Origin of the sequence: Pseudoalteromonas sp. SCSIO 43088 (assembly GCF_023650795.1) — a bacterium.
Lineage (GTDB): Bacteria > Pseudomonadota > Gammaproteobacteria > Enterobacterales > Alteromonadaceae > Pseudoalteromonas > Pseudoalteromonas shioyasakiensis.
Map to the genome: position 1 here is coordinate 331,193 of NZ_CP072675.1, position 24,090 is coordinate 355,282.

General features: G+C 43.2%; 24 protein-coding genes. 15 read left to right on the top strand and 9 right to left on the bottom strand.

Annotated features, from left to right (window positions below):
- Positions 1 to 35 precede the first annotated feature (35 nt).
- Positions 36 to 419 (bottom strand): VOC family protein, encoded by a 384-nt coding sequence (locus tag J8Z28_RS01615; protein ID WP_250659771.1) that lies wholly within the window; start codon positions 417 to 419, stop codon positions 36 to 38.
- 261 nt (positions 420 to 680) lie between these two features.
- Complete coding sequence (locus J8Z28_RS01620) at positions 681 to 1,547, bottom strand: LysR family transcriptional regulator (protein WP_250659772.1); 867 nt, start codon at positions 1,545 to 1,547, stop codon at positions 681 to 683.
- A 152-nt stretch (positions 1,548 to 1,699) separates the two neighbouring features.
- Between J8Z28_RS01620 and J8Z28_RS01625 the strand changes: the two genes are divergently transcribed.
- The 8 genes from J8Z28_RS01625 (at position 1,700) to J8Z28_RS01660 (ending at position 12,998) form a co-directional block, all read left to right on the top strand.
- Entirely contained in the window at positions 1,700 to 2,026 is a 327-nt protein-coding gene (locus tag J8Z28_RS01625; RefSeq protein ID WP_250659773.1) for a DMT family transporter, read from the top strand.
- 133 nt (positions 2,027 to 2,159) lie between these two features.
- Entirely contained in the window at positions 2,160 to 3,290 is a 1,131-nt protein-coding gene (locus J8Z28_RS01630; protein ID WP_250659774.1) for an S-(hydroxymethyl)glutathione dehydrogenase/class III alcohol dehydrogenase, read from the top strand.
- A gap of 56 nt (positions 3,291 to 3,346) precedes the next feature.
- Positions 3,347 to 4,186: an S-formylglutathione hydrolase gene (gene fghA, locus J8Z28_RS01635; RefSeq protein WP_250659775.1), complete on the top strand. Its 840-nt coding sequence runs from the start codon at positions 3,347 to 3,349 to the stop codon at positions 4,184 to 4,186.
- Between the two features lie 447 nt (positions 4,187 to 4,633).
- Positions 4,634 to 5,560: a bestrophin family protein gene (locus J8Z28_RS01640; RefSeq protein ID WP_250659776.1), complete on the top strand. Its 927-nt coding sequence runs from the start codon at positions 4,634 to 4,636 to the stop codon at positions 5,558 to 5,560.
- 33 nt (positions 5,561 to 5,593) lie between these two features.
- Complete coding sequence (locus J8Z28_RS01645) at positions 5,594 to 6,118, top strand: YqhA family protein (protein WP_182259250.1); 525 nt, start codon at positions 5,594 to 5,596, stop codon at positions 6,116 to 6,118.
- 971 nt (positions 6,119 to 7,089) lie between these two features.
- Positions 7,090 to 8,034, top strand: a complete 945-nt coding sequence (locus tag J8Z28_RS01650; RefSeq protein ID WP_250659777.1) for a thioredoxin family protein — start codon at positions 7,090 to 7,092, stop codon at positions 8,032 to 8,034.
- A gap of 2 nt (positions 8,035 to 8,036) precedes the next feature.
- Positions 8,037 to 9,425 carry a conjugal transfer protein TraH gene (locus J8Z28_RS01655; RefSeq protein WP_250659778.1) on the top strand — a complete coding sequence of 463 codons (1,389 nt, stop codon included), beginning with the start codon at positions 8,037 to 8,039 and terminating at the stop codon, positions 9,423 to 9,425.
- 3 nt (positions 9,426 to 9,428) lie between these two features.
- Positions 9,429 to 12,998, top strand: a complete 3,570-nt coding sequence (locus J8Z28_RS01660) for a conjugal transfer protein TraG N-terminal domain-containing protein (protein WP_250659779.1) — start codon at positions 9,429 to 9,431, stop codon at positions 12,996 to 12,998.
- Positions 12,999 to 13,030: 32 nt separating this feature from the next.
- On the opposite strand, the gene eexS is transcribed toward J8Z28_RS01660, so the two are convergent.
- Genes eexS through J8Z28_RS01695 form a run of 7 tightly spaced genes read right to left on the bottom strand, consistent with a single transcriptional unit; the run spans position 13,031 to position 16,706 of the window.
- On the bottom strand, positions 13,031 to 13,462 hold the full coding sequence (gene eexS, locus J8Z28_RS01665) for an entry exclusion protein EexS (RefSeq protein WP_250659780.1): 432 nt from the start codon (positions 13,460 to 13,462) through the stop codon (positions 13,031 to 13,033).
- Between the two features lie 57 nt (positions 13,463 to 13,519).
- On the bottom strand, positions 13,520 to 14,053 hold the full coding sequence (locus tag J8Z28_RS01670) for a FlhC family transcriptional regulator (RefSeq protein ID WP_000566753.1): 534 nt from the start codon (positions 14,051 to 14,053) through the stop codon (positions 13,520 to 13,522).
- A complete protein-coding gene (locus tag J8Z28_RS01675; RefSeq protein WP_008843241.1) occupies positions 14,050 to 14,349 on the bottom strand; it encodes a flagellar transcriptional regulator FlhD in 300 nt (99 codons plus the stop codon). The genes J8Z28_RS01670 and J8Z28_RS01675 overlap by 4 nt, the downstream gene beginning before the upstream one ends.
- Entirely contained in the window at positions 14,346 to 14,894 is a 549-nt protein-coding gene (locus J8Z28_RS01680; protein ID WP_008843242.1) for a lytic transglycosylase domain-containing protein, read from the bottom strand. The genes J8Z28_RS01675 and J8Z28_RS01680 overlap by 4 nt, the downstream gene beginning before the upstream one ends.
- Entirely contained in the window at positions 14,881 to 15,543 is a 663-nt protein-coding gene (locus tag J8Z28_RS01685; protein WP_007105460.1) for a DUF6475 domain-containing protein, read from the bottom strand. The genes J8Z28_RS01680 and J8Z28_RS01685 overlap by 14 nt, the downstream gene beginning before the upstream one ends.
- A complete protein-coding gene (locus tag J8Z28_RS01690; protein WP_250659781.1) occupies positions 15,530 to 16,399 on the bottom strand; it encodes a hypothetical protein in 870 nt (289 codons plus the stop codon). The genes J8Z28_RS01685 and J8Z28_RS01690 overlap by 14 nt, the downstream gene beginning before the upstream one ends.
- Before the next feature lie 55 nt (positions 16,400 to 16,454).
- A complete protein-coding gene (locus J8Z28_RS01695) occupies positions 16,455 to 16,706 on the bottom strand; it encodes a helix-turn-helix domain-containing protein (RefSeq protein WP_000451746.1) in 252 nt (83 codons plus the stop codon).
- Between the two features lie 117 nt (positions 16,707 to 16,823).
- On the opposite strand from J8Z28_RS01695, the gene J8Z28_RS01700 reads away from it, so the two are divergent.
- The 7 genes from J8Z28_RS01700 to J8Z28_RS01730 all read left to right on the top strand — a co-directional run bounded on the left by J8Z28_RS01700 (position 16,824) and on the right by J8Z28_RS01730 (position 24,088).
- Positions 16,824 to 17,471, top strand: coding sequence for a LexA family protein (locus tag J8Z28_RS01700; protein ID WP_250659782.1), 648 nt, complete (start codon positions 16,824 to 16,826; stop codon positions 17,469 to 17,471).
- 193 nt (positions 17,472 to 17,664) lie between these two features.
- Entirely contained in the window at positions 17,665 to 18,243 is a 579-nt protein-coding gene (locus J8Z28_RS01705; RefSeq protein ID WP_054552416.1) for an anthranilate synthase component II, read from the top strand.
- A gap of 48 nt (positions 18,244 to 18,291) precedes the next feature.
- Complete coding sequence (locus J8Z28_RS01710) at positions 18,292 to 19,452, top strand: HDOD domain-containing protein (RefSeq protein WP_062566687.1); 1,161 nt, start codon at positions 18,292 to 18,294, stop codon at positions 19,450 to 19,452.
- Positions 19,453 to 19,821: 369 nt separating this feature from the next.
- The gene (locus J8Z28_RS01715; protein ID WP_054563477.1) at positions 19,822 to 21,027 is read left to right on the top strand and encodes an aspartate aminotransferase family protein; all 1,206 of its coding nucleotides are present in this window, start codon (positions 19,822 to 19,824) and stop codon (positions 21,025 to 21,027) included.
- An 80-nt stretch (positions 21,028 to 21,107) separates the two neighbouring features.
- Positions 21,108 to 22,124: an arginine N-succinyltransferase gene (astA, locus tag J8Z28_RS01720; protein WP_054563478.1), complete on the top strand. Its 1,017-nt coding sequence runs from the start codon at positions 21,108 to 21,110 to the stop codon at positions 22,122 to 22,124.
- Between the two features lie 18 nt (positions 22,125 to 22,142).
- Positions 22,143 to 23,612, top strand: a complete 1,470-nt coding sequence (astD, locus tag J8Z28_RS01725; RefSeq protein WP_062566651.1) for a succinylglutamate-semialdehyde dehydrogenase — start codon at positions 22,143 to 22,145, stop codon at positions 23,610 to 23,612.
- Positions 23,613 to 23,740: 128 nt separating this feature from the next.
- Positions 23,741 to 24,088 carry a DUF3802 family protein gene (locus tag J8Z28_RS01730; RefSeq protein ID WP_054563480.1) on the top strand — a complete coding sequence of 116 codons (348 nt, stop codon included), beginning with the start codon at positions 23,741 to 23,743 and terminating at the stop codon, positions 24,086 to 24,088.
- Positions 24,089 to 24,090: the final 2 nt, after the last annotated feature.

The following is a 24,090-nucleotide window of genomic DNA, read 5'->3' on the forward strand; positions in this document are numbered from 1 at the left end:
GGTGTTTTATATTTTGATTAAGAGGTCGCGTTAATTTACGCTTCTTTAAAGCAGTAGACTGCTAGCTTGTTGCCATCAGGGTCGCGAGTATAGGCTGCGTATGCATTCGGTGCCCAATCTCGTGTACCAGGAGCGCCTTCATCAGGGCTACCAGCAGCTATTGCGGCGGCATGGAATGCGTCGATTGCTGCGCGGTTCGGTGCTTCAAAGCTTACCGTACCACCGTTACCAACGCTAGCTGGTTGGCCATTAGCTGGTTTTAAAACAAAAAATGATGGTGCATCTACGCCCCAAATAGTTCCATTTTCATCTAAATCAGCGATGCGCTTAAGGCCAATTGTCTTTAAAACGTTATCGTAGAAAGTGCGTGATTTAGTTAAGTCGTTAGTACCAACAGTTACATGAGTAAATATGCTCATTTATATTCTCCATAGAGTTAAGTTAATTATTTGCTTATCGATGTGTAGCTAAATTGCTACGGCTCGTTTCGATGGAGGTATAATATACCTTTCTAAATAAATGATAATACCTTAATTTGTAAATTACCTTTACCTGACGGTAACAATGTATTTTAATCAAAAAAGCAATAAGGAGAGAGGTTTGTATGCAGTGGCGGATATGCACTACATACATTGATGCGCTATATAGAATCTGGGTATGCAGTTCAGAAAAGCATGAGATTAAAGTAGTTGCTCAGCTAAATAGTCAACAAGTAATCTAATTTTAGGTGATAAATGGCGGTTTTGAGGATAAACCGCCCATATACCTTCGTCAGGCGCACGATAACTGTCTAACAAGGTAACTAGTTCGCCACGTTGAATATGCTGCTGAACATAGTAATCAGGCAATTGCACTATCCCTAAACCTTTGAGTGCTGCATCGGTTAAGCTATAACCATTGTTGTATCGTAACCTCCCCGTTACTCGGATACTTTTTTCTCTTCCTGACTCTCTAAAATGCCAATGATCATTTGTCCCCAATAAACAACTGTGCTTATTAAGCTCTGATATAGAATGTGGTATACCCTGTTTCTCTAGATAGCTTGGCGATGCACAAACATAGTTTGTTCGCTTACCTAATTTTTTTGCCATCATTGTCGAATCACTTAATTTACCCAGACGAATAGCTAAGTCATACCCTTCATCAACGATGTCAATTTGACGATTGCTTAAATAAGCAGACACTTCTACATCGTTATATTGCTTCATGAAATTATTCACAAGGGGTAATACCTGTTTCTCACCATAGGTTACTGGGGCTGTTAACTTAATTTTCCCTTGAGGTTTAGATTGCAAGTTTGTAATAGCACGTTCTGCTGCATCTAATCCATCGAGTACGCTACGACAGTGTTGATAAAAAACACGTCCCTCTTCGGTTAAGGAGACTTTACGTGTTGTGCGATAAAATAATTTGATATTAAGGCGCTTTTCTAGCGCACTTATCTGACGACTAACTTGGGCTGTTGATATCGCCATTCTTTTTGAGGCCAACGTAAAGCTCTCATTTTCCGCAACATAAACAAATTCGCTGATACCGTCCCACTGCATGATTGTTACCTATATGTACAAGTGATTTACTAAAATAGCATATTATCATTTTTTATAAGATAGTTATAATAGCCTCCATCAACAAAGCGCAACCTAATTAAAGCAAATAAAGCTTTTAGCTAGGTTATGACTATATTTATAAGGGTGAATACATGAGCTGGTTATTTCTTTTATTAGGCGTTATCGCTGAAACATTATCTCACGTTGCGTTAAAAGAAACAGAGGGATTTACCCGCCCGATACCAAGCGCTTTGGTGTTAACAGGGCACCTTGCGGCTTTTATGTTTTTGTCGCAAGCAATGAAAGGCATGCCGGTTGGTATCGTTCATGCTTTATGGGCTGGATTAGCGATTGTAAGTGTAACGTTATTATCAACCATCGTTTATCGTCAACACTTAGATTTAACGACCTGGGCTGGTATGGCACTTGTTGCCACAGGGGTTGTATTAATTAATTTATCTCAAGGGCATGCGCACTAAGTGACATGCTAGATTAAAAAATATTCAATAATAGGCTTAATGCTAATTATTACAAAAACTGAAAGTGAGTAACTCAAAGGTTATTTACATGATTATTATTTAAACCAATATTTAAAAAAAAGTGAGAATTTAAATGACTGACAAATTTATCAAATCAAAAGCCGCCATCGCTTGGGGACCTAACCAACCGTTATCTATTGAAGAAGTTGATGTAATGCTACCACGCAAAGGTGAAGTATTAGTTAAAGTTATTGCTTCTGGTGTATGTCATACCGATGCTTTTACTTTATCTGGTGATGATCCAGAAGGTATTTTTCCGGTAATTTTAGGTCACGAAGGTGGCGGTATTGTTGAACAAATAGGTGAAGGCGTAACGAGTGTACAAGTTGGCGACCATGTTATTCCTTTATACACACCAGAATGTGGCGAATGTAAATTCTGTTTATCAGGTAAAACTAACCTGTGCCAACAAATTCGTGAAACGCAGGGTAAAGGTTTGATGCCTGATGGCACCACACGTTTTTATAAAGATGGTCAACCAATTTTCCATTACATGGGGTGTTCAACTTTTTCTGAGTACACTGTATTACCAGAAATTTCGTTAGCGAAAGTTAATAAAGACGCACCATTAGAAGAAGTATGTTTACTAGGTTGTGGTGTTACAACCGGTATGGGCGCGGTAATGAATACAGCCAAAGTTGAAGAAGGTGCCACGGTAGCTGTCTTTGGTCTTGGCGGTATTGGTTTATCGGCTGTTATTGGCGCTACTATGGCGAAAGCGAGCCGTATTATTGCTATTGATATCAACGAAAGTAAATTTGAGTTAGCTAAAAAATTGGGCGCAACTGACTTTATTAATCCAAAAGACTACGACAAGCCGATTCAAGATGTGATTGTTGAGTTAACTGATGGCGGTGTTGATTATTCTTTTGAATGTATCGGTAACGTTGACTTAATGCGTTCAGCGTTAGAATGTTGTCATAAAGGTTGGGGCGAATCAGTGGTTATTGGTGTTGCCGGTGCAGGTAAAGAAATATCAACCCGCCCGTTCCAACTAGTGACTGGTCGTGTATGGAGAGGCTCTGCGTTTGGCGGTGTTAAAGGTCGCACTGAGTTACCTGATTACGTTGAACGTTATTTAGCCGGTGAATTCAAATTAAGCGACTTTATTACCCATACCATGGGTCTTGAAGATATTAATGAAGCATTTGAATTAATGCATAAAGGCGAAAGTATCCGTACTGTAATTCATTTTGATAAGTAATAGTTAGTTTTGCTGCCCTACCACTTTGTAACGGGGCAGCATTTTGAGGTCCAAACATGACAATTGAAAATTTAAGTGCAAGCAAAAGTTTTGGTGGCTGGCACAAGCAATATAGCCACCAATCTAAAACGTTAAATTGCCCAATGCGATTTGCTATTTACTTGCCGCCACAAGTCTCCAATGGAGAAAAAGTGCCAGTGCTGTATTGGCTTTCGGGCCTTACTTGCACCGATGAAAACTTTATGCAAAAGGCAGGAGCACTGCGCATGGCTGCCGAATTAGGTATTGCCATTGTTGCGCCTGATACTAGTCCTCGTGGTGACGACGTAGCGAATGACGAAGGTTATGATTTAGGTCAAGGCGCTGGCTTTTATGTAAACGCAACTCAAGCTCCTTGGAATCGCCATTACCACATGTACGATTACGTGGTGAATGAGTTACCTCAGATAATCGAAGCGGCGTTTCCTGTGTCGGATAAACGCGCCATTAGCGGCCATTCAATGGGCGGACATGGTGCATTGACTATTGCCATGCTAAACCCGGAACGTTATCGCTCAATGTCAGCCTTTAGCCCCATTTGCAATCCAGCGAATGCCCCTTGGGGGAAAAAGGCTTTTACCGCTTACCTGGGTAAAGACAAAGCAACTTGGCACAATCATGATGCCAGTAATTTAATGCGTCGAGCAACCACGTTTATTCCGGCTAAAGTTGATCAAGGTGGATCTGATGATTTTTTGAAAGAACAATTAAAGCCAGAAGCGTTAGAAGCGGCAGCAAATATTAATAATTATCCGTTAGAGCTGTCAATTCATGAAGGTTATGACCACAGCTATTACTTTATTTCGAGCTTTATTGAAGAGCACTTGCGCTTCCATGCAAAGCACATAAATAAGTAGTAATCCGACTGTTTTAGATAAAACTGCCGTGTCATGGATGACATCGCAGCAGTTTTTATCCGTTATATTTTTCATCAGTCATATTGAGCTGTATCAATCCTCCCTATTTTAAGGAAAACTGTCTTGTCCGATTTATACCAAACTCGTCTTCAAGGACATCCAGTCTCAGAAAGTTTATCTCTGTTAACTCGCATCCAGCGTGGTATTGAGAAGGAAGGTTTAAGGGGTAAGGCAACTGTCGCTCAAACCGAACACCCGAAAGCACTCGGCTAAGCATGACGTACGATAGCATAACCACCGATGACTCCGAAGTCTTACTCGAATTCATTTGATGACTTCCTTCGGAGTCACAATGCGTCATAAAATATTTATAGAAGGGCTAAATTTGTGTCCGCAACTTATACTGAGAATAAGTTGAATCTGTAAAACGTAAAATTGGAGAAAATAATGATTGTTAGAAATAAACCCAATGCATTCCAGCTGTTTTTTATTATACGCGGCTCTGTTGTGCCACTTATTTTTCCACAAATTGCTTTTATGACTATTCTAGGAGCAATGGTAGCGGCGACTCAATATTATTATCCCACAGTATTTCCAAACTTTACATTGGCTCCGTTAGCGCTCTTGGGCATAGCATTGTCATTGTTCCTTGGTTTTAGAAACAATGCCTGTTATGACCGTTGGTGGGAAGCACGCAAGCAATGGGGACAACTCATCGTGGATTCTCGTAGCTTATCCCGTCAGGTGACTTCATATATCGATGGGGATGCTAAAGGCGGAGTAGAAGTACAAAAACGCATGATACATTTAACTATCGCTTTTAATCATGCCTTACGACATAAACTTCGACAATCAGATCCTTGGCATGATATAGAGAAATATCTTGAACCAGAGGATATTGAACCGCTACGTCAGTCGAAAAATTTACCTGATGCTTTGCTACGTTTGATGGGGAAAAAACTAGGAACCTGCGGCCATAAAAAATTACTATCAGACTTTTTAATGCAAAGTCTCGATGATCATATTACCTCAATGGCCTCAGTTCAGGCAGCATGTGAGCGTATTCAGAACACACCACTGCCGTTTGCTTATATGCTGCTAGTTCAGCGTACCGCTTATCTATATTGTTTAATATTACCTTTTGGTATTGTTGCTTCACAGGGGTTAGTTACGCCGTTATTTTGCGCAATAGTGGCTTATACGTTTTTTGGTTTAGATGCCTTAAGTGAAGAGTTAGAAGATCCATTTGGCCTTTCTGCTAACGATTTAGCGTTAAGCGCAATGTCTCGTACTATTGAAATTAACCTATTAGAAACTTTGGGTGAAACCGATTTACCCACTCCTATTCAACCCGTAAAACACCGACTTGAATGATCTATATGAAAAAGCTATTGAAGGATTTAAAAAATGAAAGAAACATTTAATGTATTTAGATTTATTAGTTGGATAGCGATTATCTGTTCGCTATTGGGATCTGTTTTATTGTTTATCGTTGGGGCAATGAAGACTTATTCGGCCTATACGACGGTGTTGTTTGGTCAAGTGGCCAATGAAAGCTTGTCCCACCTTGATACATCGGAAGTAGCAACGACTTATTTAATTAAATCGTTAGACACATTCCTCATTGCGCTTGTCTTGTTTATCTTCGCTCATGGTGTATTTACCTTATTTATTTGTGATAAGAAAGTTACAAATAAAACCTCTGTTCTCAGGTGGATAAGCACACCAAATATTGGTCGCTTAAAGAACATTCTGGGTGAAGTTATTGTTATCATCTTGTTTGTCAAGTTTCTTGAAATCATTTTGATTAACTTAAATAGCCTCACATGGGAGATATTAATACTCCCTGTTTCTATTCTATTACTTGCTTTGAGTTTAAAGTTTTTAGGATTAGGTCGTGAAGAGAGAAAAATTGAAAATAACAGTGATTAAGTAATACTCAGTGAACCTTATCGATAAAATAATAGCCTATGAGAATGTATAAGGTGACTTGTACGTTCTCATAGCAGTTTGTTAATTGTGATCTTGTGATAGTTATCCCTCTTTGAAATATAAATTCACCATCGGATCTATAATTCCCTCATCACCCACAGCAAATTTAATTTTCCATTTCATTTAAAATATAACTTTGTCTTTATCTTTTTAACCTCCACTAAAACTCAATTACCCATACGCTTGATTATTACGAACTGGTAAGTATGTTTTGAAAATAATACTATTTATCCCATATTGGTAATTGGGTATTATGCTACCAACAAATAAGCTTCTGAGTAAAAACAACATATATATGCTAGTGACTACCCAGCGGTATGACCTTTTATGGTAATCGACATTAAAAATATTGAGGTATAAAACATGATGGAAGCTACTTTACTTAGCATAGGAGTAATAGGAAAAGATGATCTTATGACAATAGAGACAACACAGAAACTCCTCAAAAGAATGTTAGTTTGGTCAACTTCACTTATGAATAAGAAATGCAGAAAAGTAGCTGTCAATTTGATTAAAAATGAGGAACAAGAAAGGCCGTCGTCTCAGTTATTGTAATAGCTTGGCCACTCTTTTGTGTTTTTCTACGACGTAATAGAGGCGAAAGCGTCATAGAATCAATATTTCATTTGAATCTTTAAAATATCAGTGACCGCTTAGGTTGTTTTGTTGACTATCAAGGTGAAGGTAGAACAACGTCTAATGAACACTAAAAACAGCTCAAAAATCTATTGATGTTAACGTCCGCTATCGTATCAAAGCGGTCCAATCATAAATTTGGCTCGTTAAAATTAGCTGTTGTTACTGGTCACAACAGCTAGTCAGAAAAACACACGATTCATTCATCTATCTGGCCAATCGCTCTTACCGGGATCATTAGCATGTTAGCTCTATGAAATTTTCTGGAGCTGACAATGAGAACCCCCTTGTTCCCTTGGTTCATCCTATGGGTGACCATCCCAATCATTATTTTCTTTCTATTCATCCTGCCCGCCCATGCTAGTGATGGGCAATTCTATCAGCGTGGTCAGGAAGGCTGGTTTTGGTATCAGGTCATTCCTGAGCCAGCGGAGGATGAAGAGCCTATAAAGCCGGAATCAGGTGCGGCAGAGTCGAGTCAGAGCGGGCTAAAGCCTTTCAGTGCTGCTTGGTTTCGTGAGCACATGCAGTCGTTCATGGATAAGGCAATTGATGAGCCGACCACTGAGAACGTCCGAGCCTATCTGTATCTTCAGCGCGTTATGATGGATAAGGGCTCACTATTTGCTGATGTTAGTCAGCAGGTTGTCATGGGTGATCCTGTTTTGGATGAAATCAGTCGCAGACCCTTGGCGACCTATGCTGCCAATCGGATGGATCGAGAAGCTGGCGCTCAACGCGATGTAGCTTTAGGTGAAGTAGCAAAACGGGCTGGCTTGTTCTTCTTCTATCGTTCGGATTGCCCTTACTGCCACGCTCAAGCGCCTATCATCGAATCCATGGCTTTGAACTACGGTTTCGAGGTGTTTGCTATTGCTGTCGATGGCATGCCTTTACCGGGTGGAGAGTTTCCCAATTACAAAGTCGATTCAGGACAAGCACAATCCTTGTCCGTTACGACTGTCCCTGCCGTGTTCTTAGTTGATCCGCCTAATGTCATCACTCCGATTGGCCAAGGCGCAATGAGCCTTGATGAGCTCAATAATCGAATCATTCTTGCAGCCCATCAAGCCGGTTGGATTGACGATCAAACTTACTATGCCACTAGACCTGTTCAGCCCGGCGTGTCACTCGCGATGTCAGCCCAAGAGCTTAACGAGAAGATATTGCAGGATCCTGAGTTCCTTGTTCGCTATCTGCGTGCACAAGGAGGGTTATAACGATGAAAAAAGTATTACGAGTATCGCTAATCGCCTTTGCGATTGGTTTTTCGTCTATGAGCCAAGCAAGCTTGCAACAGGAGATGAATCAGTTATTTGGTTCAATGACCAACAGCACTGCGCCTGGTGTATTCGAGAGTCAGCGGCGTGGCGTTATATCTGGCGGAAGTGTTGTTGTTCGTAACAGGATCATGAACGAGAACCTCGTCTCTATGGTGCCTCCGTCATTCCAAGCCGGTTGTGGCGGCATTGATATGTTCGCTGGAAGTTTGTCATTTGTTAATGCTGATCAGTTCGTTCAATTACTTCGCTCTGTAGCGGCAAATGCCAAGGGGTACGCATTCCAATTGGCGCTAAGTGCTATGTGTGAGAAATGTTCCCAGCACATGGAGACTCTGCAAAAGAAAATCCAGCAGTTGAACGAGTATTTTGGCAATTCCTGTCAAATGGCTCAGGGAGTCGTGAACGATACACTGGCCGCTTTTGGTAAGAAGGGGCAAACAGAAGCCAGCATGTTGAGCTCACTTAAAGGGGCTGGAGACATTTTTACCAGTTGGAGTGAGTCCAACGGTAAGAACCCTTATGAGAATGCTTCAAGTGTCGCGGCATCTGATGTGAATAAAACGATTAAAGGTAACTTGGTCTGGCGAGCACTGAAACGTCATTCGGCATCAAGCTGGTTTGCATCGGGGGATGACCGTTTTCTTGAAGCGGTTATGTCGGTGACGGGGTCGATCATCGTTGGTGATTTGGCTAATGCGGCTGATGGTCAAGGTAAAGCCCCAAAACTGACCAGACTGAATGGCAATAAAGTGACTATTGAGCATCTAATTCACGGCGGTAACGTCGCTATGTACCGATGTGACACAGTGACACAAGACGGCTGTCTGAATCCAACAATCACTAACGTGACCCTAACCGGGTTATCAACTCAGGTCGAAAATTTACTTCTTGGTACAGGTTCCAGTAACGGCATTATTTTTAAGTTTGCTCGAAATACAGGAGCTGCTAGCACCACCGAAAAGGCTTTTATGACATCGGCTCCTGCGAGCATTGGCGGCATGATTCGAACACTTTCTGCATTAAATGAAGGGGCTGCTAGGTCGTTTGCTTCTAGAGCTGCACCATTTATTGCTGTTGAGATGGCCCGAGCATTGGTTGAAGACATGCTCAATGCAGCAAGAAGCACCTCTGGTGTAGAAGATCATGCCTATGCGAAGTTGTTAACTGAAGACCTTGAACGTGCACGTCGCCAAATCAATGAGGAGTACGCCGCGTTACAGCGAAGATACGGCTCAGAGCAAGAGTTGCTGGCGCATTTTAACCAGGTGATTCAGACCATTCGCAAACAGCGTTATTACACCGTTAAATCTACGGCACTGGGGGAATAGGTCATGTGGGAGATCTATTCCATCGGGGATTCGGCATTTTTAGAGCAGGTCTTGAACGCTGTCGCGATGATTACTGGTACAGGCGACTTTACTTCAATGGTTCGCATTGGCTTGCTCATTGGGGTATTGATGGTCTCTGTTCAGGCCTTAATGCAAGGCGGTCGTGGCATTAACTTTCAACACGTTTTAGTCTCATGGTTAGTCTTTGCAACCATGTTTGGACCCAGTACCCGAGTGAGCATTGAGGATGCGTACACGGGACAAGTTCGAGTGGTTGATAATGTGCCCATCGGTGTTGCTGCCGCAGGCAGTACGATTTCAACTGTCGGCTTTCAAATCACGCGATTGTTTGAAACGGCGTTCTCAACTCCCGCCATGACGGAATACGGCTTTGCATCCAGTTTACAGTCACTGATTAAAGTGAGAAAACAGGTGATGGATCGCTCGGGGTTGGGTGATGCAAATCGTGTCGGTGGCTCAGATATCGAGCAATCGTGGTTTAACTACATCAAAGAATGCACCTTGATTGGCATCGACATCGGCCAAAAGAACCTAGATCAGGTGCTGAGTGATCCTAACCCGATGACTGCGATTAGGTTTGATTCGCGCATATATGGCACACGCATCATGCTCAGTGGTAGCAGTAGCGATCTGGACTGCACCGATGCCTATAGCCAACTGAAACTCATGACAGAATCAACCTTCATTCCGAGGCTTAAACAGGTTCTGTCAGCCTCATTGGGGACTTCGTCAGCCACTGACACTGATGACGTGATCCGAAATGCACTGAATAACCTTGGTTTGGCTTCGGTTAACACCCAAGAGTACATGACCGCGTCAGTGCTTTTGCCTATTTATGAGCAAAGCGTGACGGGCAAGTATATGGATGATCAAGCTTTCACCGCCGCCGTTATGGTTAATCAAGCGATTGAACAGCGCAATACACAATGGGCGGCGGAGCAGACTCTTTTCCAAAGTATCGTTCGTCCGATGATGACGTTTTTTGAGGGTTTCATTTACGCCATCACCCCTTTGATGGCCTTTGTGATAGCCCTTGGCCAAATCGGGATGCGAATGGCTGGGAAGTACTTGTTAATCCTGCTTTGGATTCAACTTTGGATGCCTGTCATGGCTATCATTAACCTGTATATTCATTTAACCGTTGCAGGGAAAATGTCGGCTCTTGATGCCTTTGCAGGTACAGAAGTGCCATCTTTTGCTGGGATGATGCAGATGGATTCAGTGCTGCAAACCTGGATAGCTACTGGCGGCATGTTGGCGTCGAGTGTTCCGGCAATTTCGCTCATGCTCGTGTATGGCTCAGCAATAACTGCAACCCACTTGGCTGGACGTCTTCAAAACGGTGATGCCATTGATGAAAAGATGGCAAGTCCAGATGTCGCGAAAAATGCCCCGGTGATGCAATCACAGTCAATGTTCCAAAATTCAGCCCTCACTGGTTCTGCTATGACCGGCGCGTCAAACCTACTTAGCAGTTTCTCTGTCGGAAATGCGGTGGGTTCAATGGTCGGCTCTGCAAAAGAATCCATGACTCAGGCAACTCAAGCCTTTAGCCGTCAAGTTGGCAATACCATGAGCCGAACTTTTGGTGAAAAGCTAAGTTACGACAATCTATCTTCAGTTGGACGTCAAATCGGTTCTTCTAATTCCGCATCTAGCGCCGTTGTTAATCAGGTTACTGATGACCTACAAACTCGGTATGGTTTCGGAGACGATAAAAAAGATGCTGTACGTGGCTTGGTATCTGGCGTGTTATCGGGAGGCCTAAGGGTCGGTGGCGATGGAACTATTACTAATCCCGGTGAGAAAGAAGTTGCTGATAAGGGTTTTCTTGGAAGGCTTCTTGGTACGGGCGGCAATGATTCTCCACAGGGCAACTTGCCAGGAATGGATAAGCCAGATTCATCTCGTGTACCAAAACTATCAAGGGTACGAGCTGGGTTGGATCTAGGTGGTAACTTTAGTGGCCAAGTTGAGTCGTCAGAAGGCAGTTCTCGGTCTACGACCGCAAATACGCTCACTGGGGAGATGCAAAGCTTGGCATCGAGTGATTCACGACGTGCTGAGTTTCGCGATGCGATTGTTAAGGACCTTTCAGATTCAAGACGCTCTGGCGTTGAGATGTCGTTGTCTAATCAAGACTATCAGTCACTTCAGAGTTCAGCACAAGACGTTATCACGGCATCAAACCGCTTTAGTGAGCTTGATCAGGCCAGCTACAGTCTATCAGGACAAAGGAACACGGATGGTGCGACGTTAACTCGATTAGCAGCGGATAATCCTGAAGTCATGGATTATTTAGGTCGCTATATGAACCAGCATGTTGAAGCAGGTAACCGATTACGTGAAAACCTTCCAATGTATCAGCGCTTGCTACCTGATGATAATCAGGCGTATGTGGCCGCAGCTATGGAGTCTTTAACCTATAGCAACTCCTCGACGCCCGCTGAACGAGACAATGACTATCAAGCAGCAATGACTGTTATGGCCATGGCTACCGGAGCCGATTTACGATCAATTCAGCCACGCTCTAATGAAGGCTTGTCATCAACGGCACCTACTTTTGGTGGCACTCAAAGCCAAGTTGAATCCGGTGTTCTGGGAGGCTATGAGGATGCTGCAAGAGTTCAAACGCAGTTCAATTCGGCTCAATCTGCTTACCAAACCAATCTTTCTGGTGTAGATGGACAGCTGAATGCGCATCAGCAACAAGCCCAGCAGGCCGTAGCTTCTGACACAAGTACCTATCAATCTGGACTAAACAGTGAAGCTGGCTCTCAGTGGCGATCTCGCATTATGGCTGATGATAGCGGAGTCTCTGGTGCTGAAATGTTCTTCAACAGCGCCAGTGCTATTGGTGATTTCAGTGGCAAGCATACTGATGCAGCTCTGCATACCTTGAATCACTTTGGCGAAGACTATGAGAGTTACAAAGAACAAGCGCTTGAAGATCCTGGCTCACGAGGTTTCTTGCACAACGCAACGGTGGCCAGCAAATCAACCTGGGATGGGTTAAAAGCCGCCGTTGATGCCGGAACCTCTTTGGAAAATCCATTGACGGCGTTTAATGATGCATACAGTGGATCGAGTTCGCAGTATGCCTCCGAAGTAAACTGGGGCACTAAGTCTGAAGCCATGTTGGCGGGGGCATTTGGTGCGGCAGTTAACAATCGATATGGTGAGTTCTTAGAACAGTATGCCGATGATTTCAAACAGGAAGCATACAGCGAAGGGCAGAGAATGGGATTGACCCCGATTCAAAGTCAAGTGTTCGCTCAAGCTTTCAATGAAGGTTTGGCGGGACGCGTATTCAACTCTGAAGACTCATCGAGTTGGTCGCCTGAAATGCTAGGTCTAAGGGAGCAAATGCTAAATGAGTATCGTCAAAAGGATGAGAGTGGCGCTTACATTCCTGACAGTGTGTCCGAAGAAGATAAAGCATTTGTGGATAAGCAGATAGCGGTGATCTCAAATGCATCGCTTGCGGGAGATTATGCTCAGAACAACTTGATCGATATTAGGGCTTATAACCAGGCATCAGGAAGGAACTGAAAATAGAAGGTAGCCAGCTTGTGGTGGGCTGGCTATTTTTTTGGCTTTTTGGGATACCTTGGATAAAAGCCATCAAAAAACGAATGGAGCTTATACCAATACCATTTTTCTTCAATGCTCAAAGTTCTACCCGAATCTTTAACTTGGCTACTCAAGAATATAATTCCAGTACAAATAGCTATGAAAAAGAGTCCCAAACCAACAATTGTCCAACTCGCTTGCCAATATGCGATTGCTAAAAGCATCGTGATGATGGCTATTAGGCCGATGGGGTTACAGGTCGCTTTGAATCCCAAGTAGCCGAAAAAAACGATGGTGCAGATCAGAAATGGCAAAGCCGCTAACTTGGCAGATGCCGTTAATATTTCTGATGGAAAAAAATGAGCCGCAGCCAAAGTCGCCAGAAAAAGTCCCAGTGATATAAACCAGCAGCGTGCTGGTAAAGATTTAAGTAAGTTTGTCATCTTCTTAGTACTCTCAAAGTGCACGGGAGGTGCACAATCAAATCATGCATCAGCATGTTAGTTCTCAAAAAGTGCTCTAGTGGTTTGCTCGGCCATAATCTCACACACAGGACATTTAAGCTGAATGCGCTGTTGAGATACCGTCAAATACAGACTACCGCATCGACAACGGTGTAAGGATGCAAGCTGTGACCTTAAATCACGAGCTAGAACCCAACCTTCATTAATGGTTAGTTTTTTCCAGGGGATCTCAGCTGGAAGATCTGCTTCTTCTCTTGCAACCAAGTACGCATCGTAAGCCTTCATCAAAGCATCAATATTTAATTGCTTGTAGACATTGTCACCACCAATATTGACATAAAGCGCCATCAGCAGAGAGCCTTCAACTAAGGCTCTTCTACTTTTAACGATGGCATCAGATTCTGGCAATTGACCAGGACAAGGTGACTTGCCAGTCACTTCTTTGTGGAGCCTTCTGATAATGTGGATTGGCAAACCTGTATCGAGCGCGATGATGGTTGTTCGAAATCCGTATTTAATAAGCAGCGAGGCTCGGGTAAATAGCTCACTTTTGGACAGGTTATCAATCATGAATCCCCCTTGTTGTTTAGGGTTGATAATAAATAAGCGATTCTTGGGATACCTGTGCCTTTGCTCTTCACCATCTCAATCAGTTGGCTTTGGTTACCCCTTGGTTGAAACAGCATGAATGATGAGGTCGCCACTCGTTGCAGGTCGTCAACACCAGCATTAATCAGAGCATCAACTACGTCGCGTGTAAGTCCAAAGCGCAAGACGGCCTCTTGCGGATCAATTCGCGCCAATTCTCGTGCTGCGTGTAGGTACGCCAAATTTAATTGATAGAAGTCTTGTTGATTGGTTGTCATTGACGGACCTCCAGTTCATGTAAAATATTGCGATAGATAGAAAGCACTCTTTGCCCATACCAGCGTGCACGCTCTTCGTTCCAACTGTGATAGCGGCCTATGCCAAGCTCTAAATCATTTGGTGAAGACTTGATTGCTTCGGCCAAAATACTTGAGCCGACCGTAAGGTTGGTGATGGGGTCTAGCAGTTCCGCTGCTGAGCTCACCCGATGCCCATGCCAATGCAAATTGATTTGCATAAGGCCAATATCGAGCTGATATTTTTCAGTCTCTTGCAGTGCCTGGTTTAACAGTTGCTCTGCTTCTGTCTTAGATTTGGCGTAGGTTGCGTTTGAACCATTGCGAATTGCGTATGGCCATGGACTGGTCATGTTGAGACCACGATGTGAGGCCGACTCAGCCAAGGCAACGGCGTAGAGCATGACTGGATCAATACCAACGCTTTGTGCTGCTTTTTCCCACTGATAGCCCGGAAACGCATAGACTGAAGTGCTTGCGGACATGGCTATCACTAGGGCAATGGTTTTTGCTTTAATCGTTTTCATTTTTGTCCTCTAATTGATTTCCGAGAAGCGCCTGAATGGCTTTCGGGCTTATTCTTTTTAATGGCACTGCGCTAAAGTCGGCGATGCCTCTCGTATAAACTTGTGCCGCTTTTGACCAGTCGCCTACGGCAACAGGCGCTTGCATATCAAATCCTTTTTGCTGGTTCTGATGGTCTGCAATACCCTGTAATAGCCTTGGGTATTCACCCACTTCGTCCCGTAGCAAGTAAGCCTGGTAGCGTGTTAAAAACTCTTTTTGCTTAAAGGGGTATTCCCTGTCATCAACCTTGCAGAGTTCAACCCATCCCCCCATGTCTGAAATCACGCGGTGGATAAGTGCATCGTCAAACATCACGGATGTCCAAGCGCCAACCTGACGAACAGCCTTGTCAACTTTGTTCCAAGCAACCATGGCTCTTGAACCCGAGTTGCCATCGATATGCTTGATGACGTCAGCGGGCTTTGGAAAAAATTGCCCAGTATCCGGTGATTGAATATGCCGAGTCAGACCGATTCGCACTTCTTCAATGCTATAAGCACGAAGGGCTTCAAATGCGATGGAAAGCAATTGCGGTGATACGCTTTTGCCATACATGGCCCAAGCTGCTCCCCAAACTTCAGCAAACTCGCGTTTATCAACCTCCTGCACTTGAACGAACCTCCCGAATACCTGGTCCGGCCCAGTTTTCAGCGATGCGACGATTGCTTTCTTCAATATTCAATTGGTGATTGCTGCCCTTTAGGCTCGTCGATGATTGCTGTACTTCATCAATGCGAACGTACTCGTCTTCCCATTGCCGGTTTAAAAGCCAGTTATGTGGCATAGGGGTCTTAGTCCGATCTTGATACTGCAATCGGTTGTCTCGTTGCTCTTTCCAGCGTGTTAGCACTTCCAAGGCGAGTTCATGGTCTTCATTGAGGCCCATGCGTAGCCATTCTTCTTTGGCTTTCGCTTTCTTTTCTTTGCGTATTTGTACATCCCAGAAGTCTTCAAACTGTATGTGGGCAACAGTTTTAACTGTTGATTTATTGCTTCTCTCAGAGTCATCCGACCGTTGAGAGTCCCTTACCGGGTTGCCATCAGGCATAAACAATGATGAAAATTCTTCTGGTAGCCGAGCTTGAAAAGCGGCAAGAGATTTCAAAAGCGATGCCATACCAACGAAGTCGGCAGGTACATCTTTAAGCAACCGAAAGGCTGCCTTACCTTGGTTTGGGTTTTCGATTGGGTTGTGCTTCAGAAAGCTCCGAATCAAAGTCCAACCAGATCCCTCGCAACGAATAAGAAACTTATCTTGTTCTAACTCACTTAAAGCCTTAGCAACTTGTTGCTCATCCCAGTTCAAGTCAGAAGCAACGTAACCAATCGGCAATCGAAAGCAGCCAAGCAAATTACAGTGTGGGCATGTAAGCAAATACAGTCCTAGCAACTTCGCTGAGTCACTCCAGGACAAGACATTTTGCTTTAGCCAAAAGCGGGTATAGACCTTGCCATAATCACGCATGGAGGTACTCGCTTTTGTGTTTACGTAAAATGCTGACCATTACTTGCCCTTTATCCTACTGGTTACTGGCTTTCAGCTCGCTTGGGCATTCGGGATAGATGTCCGGTCTTAACTGGGATCGGGTTACCTGTCCTTGCGTAGCTTGTTCGATGGGTAAAACGAATTCAGCGGGAACACGCCCTGATTTATTCAACCAAAACCAGACGTTTTGCTGCTTTGAGTTGATGGCTCGTGCTAATGCTGATTGCCCGCCGACCAAGTCAATGGCACGGCGGAGATGTTTTTGTGTCGTGTTGAACACTTCCATACCGTCTCCTGTTACAATAAAAACTGTTACAAGATTGAATGTTACAGTTTAAACTGTAGACAAGTCAACAGTTAAAATTGTTGAAAGGCTACAGTTTTATTTGTAGAATACGGACTTATGAAAACTTTATCCGAACGACTAAACCATGCCTTGCAGCTTACTGGGGTGACTCAGTCTGAGTTGGCTCGTCGCATTGGTATTAAACAGCAGTCGATCAGCCAGATTTGCTCTGGTAAATCGGCTAGGTCTCGTTACACCATGCAGATCGCGGAGGCGCTTCGCGTGAATGCTAATTGGCTCGCCTCAGGTGATGGTGAGATTGGCTTAGGGGTCGGTAATGTAGAAGTCGGGCCTGATATTAAGGGAAGAATTCCTCTCATTAACTGGGTTCAGGCCGGTGATTGGACTGAAATAGCGGAGGGATTTGCCCATGAAGATGCTGAGGAGTGGCGTGAAGTCACTGGGAAAGCACATGAGGGTTGTTTCGCACTTCGCGTAAAAGGCGACAGTATGGAAAATCCAAGCGGAAAAAAATCCATACCTGAGGGAGCTGTGATCGTTGTTGATCCTGAGTTACCGTACTCTTCAGGTTCATTGGTTGTTGCGCGTTTGGATGATTCGAAAGAAGCAACCTTTAAGCAGTTGGTTATTGATGGTGAACAGAAGTATCTAAAACCTTTGAACCCGCAATACCCTGCAATACCGATCAACGGCAATTGCACCATCATTGGTGTAGTACGACAAGCTATCATCGATTTTTGGTAGTATAACCTTAGTAAGCTATGTCCTTGAGCTGGGTTTCTAAGCGAGCAAGGTGTTGCCCAATGTTGAAGTCCGGTTTTTAAATTTTATTGAAATGTGTGTAAATAAGCACTGATTGAAATTGCGGGTATGAATGCGGGTATGGTTACCATCACTGTGATAAAATTTACAATTAAAACAATGAGGTAATGCCTGTATGCTACTTATGATCGACAATTATGATTCGTTTACATACAACCTAGTGCAATATTTTCAGCGCTTAGACCAAGATGTATTAGTTAAACGAAATGATGAGATCAGCATTGCTGAGATTAAACAGCTTAACCCTGAGCACATCGTACTATCGCCTGGGCCATGTTCACCAAACGAAGCGGGGATTTCCTTGCAAGTGGTCGAACAATTAAAAGGGCAGTTGCCAATTCTTGGTATTTGCTTGGGACACCAAACTATTGCTCAGGCTCTAGGTGCTGATGTTATTCGTGCAAAGCAAGTGATGCATGGTAAAACCTCGTTAGTTAAGCATACCAATCAAGGTGTGTTTAATGGTTTGGCAAATCCGCTGACGGTATGCCGCTACCATTCTTTAGTGGTGGATAAACAAAGCCTGCCTAGTGACTTCACTATTACCGCATGGACAGAACAAAATTCTGATTTTGATGAAATTATGGGGATCATGCATAATGATTTAGCACTTGAAGGAGTGCAATTTCACCCCGAAGCAATTTTGACCCAACAAGGGCTTGAATTACTTGCTAACTTTTTAACTCGCTTCTAACCTTAGGCTAGTGAATTAACAAATATGACCGACAATACGCCTGTGCAAATGACCGAAGAAACCCGACAACAAAGGACTGCGATGGTGCTTAATGAGCGCGCGCACGATCTTTTGCTTGGTCACAGTTTTGCACAGCGTCAAATTGGCTTTATTCATACCCTTGAAATTGATTATGGCGAATCAATGGAGCAGCGAACTCTATTAGAAGTAGAAGTTGCTGCCGAGAAAAAACGTCAAAAGAGTAGCACTGCTCACCATAAATACCGTGCACAGGCGAGCAAGCAATTACACCAAGTGATTGAGGCTGCCATGCATAAGCAGCTTGAAGACATTGATTCAGTAATTCATGAAACTATAGGGATTCAAGATAGCGTACCTGCTATTTTAGATATTTTAGCTGTGCGTTCGGCCTCAGTAGGTCGACTAGAGCCGTTAGTTAAAGATTTGAGTTGGTTAGGTCGTGAGCTAGTTGCGTTTGTGAATTTACCTTTCTATCGAAAACAACGTAATAAACACACTTCAGTTCAAGTCGATAACCCACTGTTAGCGCTTCGCTACATTGGTTTAGATAACTTAAAGTTTGTCGTGCCAACCTTTGCGGTACGTCATTGGATGCCACACAGTACAGAGCCATTTCCACTACTAAAGCGTCGACTTCGTGATAACTCAATGGCGTGTGCCATTGCTGCTCAAGAACTTGCTAAATTAAATGGTGTAAATGAGGTGCACGCGTTTACCTTAGGTATGCTACTCGACGTGGGTAAGATAGCGCTAGTACGTATATACCTTCGTATTTTTGAGTTAGTTTGGCAGCGCCAAGTAACGAAAGCCCGTGATGAGCAAAAGAAAGATCTACACACAGCTTTATTAGAGCTAAAACCGGATCCTTTATTTTTAAGCACCTTGCTAAATAAGCAGTCGATGAAGGTAACAGCCACCGTAATTGAGAAAATGGCTTTTAGGTATTTGCCATTTAATGCGGTAATGCAGCAGTTAACTACACCTTTAGCTAAAAACGATGAGTATTTGCCGCTTACCAAGGTGATTTTAAAAGCACGTTGTTACGCTCAGTATTTAAGTTTAAATGAGCATCAACTAGTCGAAAATGACGAAACCGAACGTTGGTTTGCACACTTCGATTTCACTAAAGAAGAGCTTGATCAGCTAGCAAAATGCAATTTTGATCGCTTTCATATTCAAATTAATTAAAAAAATTGTTAATTTTTTTGCGACTATTCATTCATTGTTTATCAATCCGCAGTGACAAATTTTTTCTCTTTAGCCTCTGCTTGGCTCACTAGCCGTACGCCTTTTTATAGTATTTAGAGCAAAAAATAGTCTTCAAATAGTTATTCACTATCCATGAAAAAATATCTCAAGCCCTTTATTTTCAAGGGCTACATGAAAGTTTTCTAAGAGACAGGACGAAAATTTTCTGAAATAATGGATGAATGAAAATTGAACCAAAGAGTAATTTGGGTGATTTTGCGCTAAGCTCAATCGGCTAAGTAAAATGGCTTAGTTTAGCTTTAGAGCGCCACCTTACTCTGAGTGTGCTTACAATTATGAGGATATAAAATGACAGTCAATCGCGAATTATTTGATCAAGTAATGGTTCCTAACTATGCACCATCAAGTGTTATTCCAGTTCGAGGCGAAGGCTCTCGCGTATGGGACCAAGAAGGTCGCGAATTTATCGATTTTGCTGGTGGTATTGCTGTTAACTGTCTTGGCCATTGTCACCCAGCTCTTGTAAGTGCATTAAAAGAGCAAGGCGAAAAAATTTGGCACTTATCAAATGTAATGACTAATGAGCCAGCGCTTCGCTTAGCTAAAAAGCTAACTGACGCAACGTTCGCTGAAAAAGTATATTTCGCTAACTCTGGTGCAGAAGCTAACGAAGCGGCACTTAAACTTGCACGCCGTTTTGCACTTGATAACTTTGGTGAGCAAAAGTCACAAATTATCTCATTCAACAAAGGTTTCCACGGCCGTACCTTCTTCACAGTAACAGTAGGCGGTCAAGCTGCATACTCTGATGGTTTTGGTCCAAAACCTGGTGATATCGTTCACTGTGACTACAACGATTTAGCAGCATTTGAAGCGCTTATCTCAGACAGCACTTGTGCAGTAATGATGGAGCCTCTGCAAGGTGAAGGCGGTATCATTTCGCCAACTGCTGAGTTTGTTGAAGGTGTTCGTGAGTTATGTACAAAGCACAATGCACTACTTATCTTTGATGAAGTACAAACAGGTGTTGGTCGTACGGGCGAGCTTTATGCTTATCAAGGTCTAAATGTAACTCCTGATATCTTAACGACTGCAAAAGCGTTAGGTGGTGGTTTCCCTATCGGTGCAATGATCACCACAACTGATATTGCTAAGCACTTAAAAGTAGGTACTCATGGTTCTACTTACGGTGGTAACCCACTTGCGTGTGCAGTAGCAGAAGCTGCATTCGACACAGTAAATACTCCTGACGTACTTAATGGTGTTAAAGAAAAGTCAGCGTTATTCCGCGAGTTATTAACTGCGATTAACGAAAAGTACAATGTATTCACTGAAATCCGTGGCGAAGGCCTATTAATTGGTGCTGTAGTAACAGAGCAATTCAAAGGTCGTGCAAAAGAGTTTTTAGTGGCTGGTACAGCAGAAGGCGTTATGTCTTTAGTGGCTGGCGCTGATGTTGTTCGTTTCACTCCGTCACTTGTAATTCCAGAAGCTGATATCCGCGAAGGTATGGCTCGTTTCGAAAAAGCAGTTGCAAAAGTCGTTAACGGCTAAACGAAACTGTCATTTCAGGGCAAGTTAAGCTTGCCCACATTTCTTAATTTACCGTTATTTATAAGGGAGCAAGCGGACTTATGATGATCCTTCGCCCAATCCAGCAAAGCGATTACCAAGCGTTAGTAAAGATTGCTGTTGAGTCAGGCCATGGCTTTACGTCTTTGCCTAATAATGAAGAGTTATTACAAAAGAAAATTGATCATTCTGTCAGCTCATTTGCAAAAGCAGCACAGCAGCCAGGTGATGAAGGTTACTTGTTTGTTCTTGAAGATAGCGAAACGGGTGAAGTTGTAGGGACTTCGGGTATTGAAGCTGCTGTTGGTTTAGATGATGCTTTTTATCATTATCATTTAAGCAAAGTAATTCATTCTTCTCGTACGCTAGACGTGTATAAAGCCGTTGATATTTTAACTCTGTGTAATGATTACACCGGTGCAACTGAGCTATGTACATTATTCTTAAAAGATGGCTACCGTAAAAATAATAACGGTAAATTGCTTTCAAAAGCGCGTTTTATGTTTATTAATCAACATAGAGAACGTTTTGCTGACACCGTCATTGCTGAAATGCGTGGTGTGTCTGACGAAAGCGGCGAAAGCCCATTCTGGCAATGGCTAGAAGAGCACTTTTTCTCAATGGACTTTCCAACGGCAGATTACTTAACGGGTATTGGCCAGAAAGTATTTATTGCTGAGTTAATGCCTAAATATCCAATTTACGTCAACTTACTGAGCAAAGATGCACAAGCTGTGATTGGTCAAGTACATGACAACACACGCCCTGCGATTGAACTATTAAAGAGCGAAGGTTTCACCTTTAATGGTTATGTAGACATTTTTGATGCAGGCCCAACTGTTGAAGCAAAAGTAGATAACATTGCTACAGTCAGAAATGCCCACACAGTTAAAGTTGAAATTGGTGAAAGCCAAGGCGACACCACGGTATTGTTAGCAAATGATAAAATTGCTGATTTTAGAGCAACTGTGACTCAAGTTAGCCTATCATGCGATGCCGATAGCATCGTAATCTCAAGTGAATTAGCAAAAGCACTTCACTTAGAAGCGGGTGATTCAGTATCACTTGCAGAACTATAGAATTCAGGAGACATATTAATGACTCATGCAGCGCAATTTATTAATGGTCAATGGCAAGCAGGCCTTGGTCATACTTTTCAGTCTGTAAACCCAGCAAATAACGATGTAATCTGGCAAGCAAACACTGCCACCGCAGAACAAGTAGACGGCGCAGTCGCTGCTGCACGTGAAGCGTTTTACAGCTGGGCTGATAAAACATTTGCAGAGCGTTTAGCGATTGTAAAAACATTCGCAGAAACGCTTAAAGAGCACAGCGAAGAATTAGCGATTGCTATCGCACAAGAAACCGGTAAACCACTTTGGGAAACACGCACTGAAGCAGGTGCGATGGTGGGTAAAATTGCTATCTCTGAAAAAGCATTTTTAGAGCGTACAGGCGATGTTGAAAATCCAATGCCACAAGGTCGCGCGATGATCCGCCACAAGCCTCATGGTGTTGTAGCGGTGTTTGGCCCTTATAACTTCCCTGGTCACTTACCAAATGGTCACATTGTACCTGCACTATTAGCAGGCAATACCGTGGTATTTAAACCGTCTGAGCTAACGCCAGCAGTTGCTGAGTTAACGTTAAAATTATGGCAAAAGGCGGGTCTCCCTGCAGGTGTTATCAACCTTGTGCAAGGTGAAGTAGAAACGGGTAAAGCGCTTGCATCTCATAAAGGGATCGACGGTTTATTCTTTACAGGCTCTTCGCGCACTGGTCATATTTTACATGAACAGTTTGCTGGTCAGCCGGGTAAAATCTTAGCCTTAGAAATGGGTGGTAATAACCCGCTTATCGTTACTGATGTTGCTGACACTAAAGCGGCTATCCACGATATTATTCAATCAGCGTTTATCTCTACAGGTCAACGTTGTACGTGTGCGCGTAAGTTATTCTTACCTGCAGGCGAGCAAGGTGATGCCATCTTAGCGGGTCTTATTAAAGCAACTAAAGCTATTAAAGTAGGTGACTACGACGCAGAAGAGCAACCTTTCATCGGGTCAATGATTTCTTCAGCAGCAGCAGCTGGTATGGTCACAGCACAACAGCAACTTGTTGAGCTTGGCGCTGAAGTGTTAGTTGAGCTAACGCACAAAGAAAATACCGGCTTTGTGACACCGGGTATTTTAGAGTGTACAAATGTCGCTAACTTCCCAGACGAAGAGCACTTTGGACCACTGCTTAAAGTATTCCGCTTCACTGATTTTGATGCCGCTATTGATAAAGCGAATGACACAAGCTTTGGTTTATCAGCTGGTTTATTAAGCGACAGCGCAGCAGATTACGACCATTTCCTTCGTCGTATTCGCGCAGGTATCGTAAACTGGAACCGTCCTATCACAGGTGCATCAAGTGCAGCACCATTTGGTGGTATTGGTGCATCAGGTAACCACAGAGCAAGCGCATATTATGCTGCTGACTATTGTGCATACCCTGTCGCTTCGGTAGAGCTTGAAAAAGTAGCAATGCCAGCGACATTAAGCCCAGGCTTAAAAATCGATTAATAATCGTAAATTATTATAAAAAGCAGCTTCGGCTGCTTTTTTTGTATGAGATGCTTGGCAAAGGTAGCAATTAAAAGCGCTTTCTGCTTAAATCTAAAGAGATAGTTTTTTATTAGGTGTGCAGTCGTATGGTTTTAGATAGGCAAGGGTACGATGATCTTGTCATGTATCTCACTCAAAATTTAGCGCTTTTTGAGAAGCCGGGTCAAATTAAACCAGGAGCTCCAACAGTGTTAGAGCTGATTGAAGACGTGATAGCAGAAAATGTCATGTTACTTTGCGAGCAACACACAGAGCTTAATACTGAACAACGCAGCCAAATTGTTCGCGAAGTCGACGGTATCGTATATGACTTACAGGAAGTGCTGAGCAGCGTTACAAATCACACAGTAACCGTTGAACAACACGCGTTTATTGATGAGTTTGCTGGATTAGTAAAAAACTTATTCGATAGTGCTGTTGTAGAAAGTGCCTAACT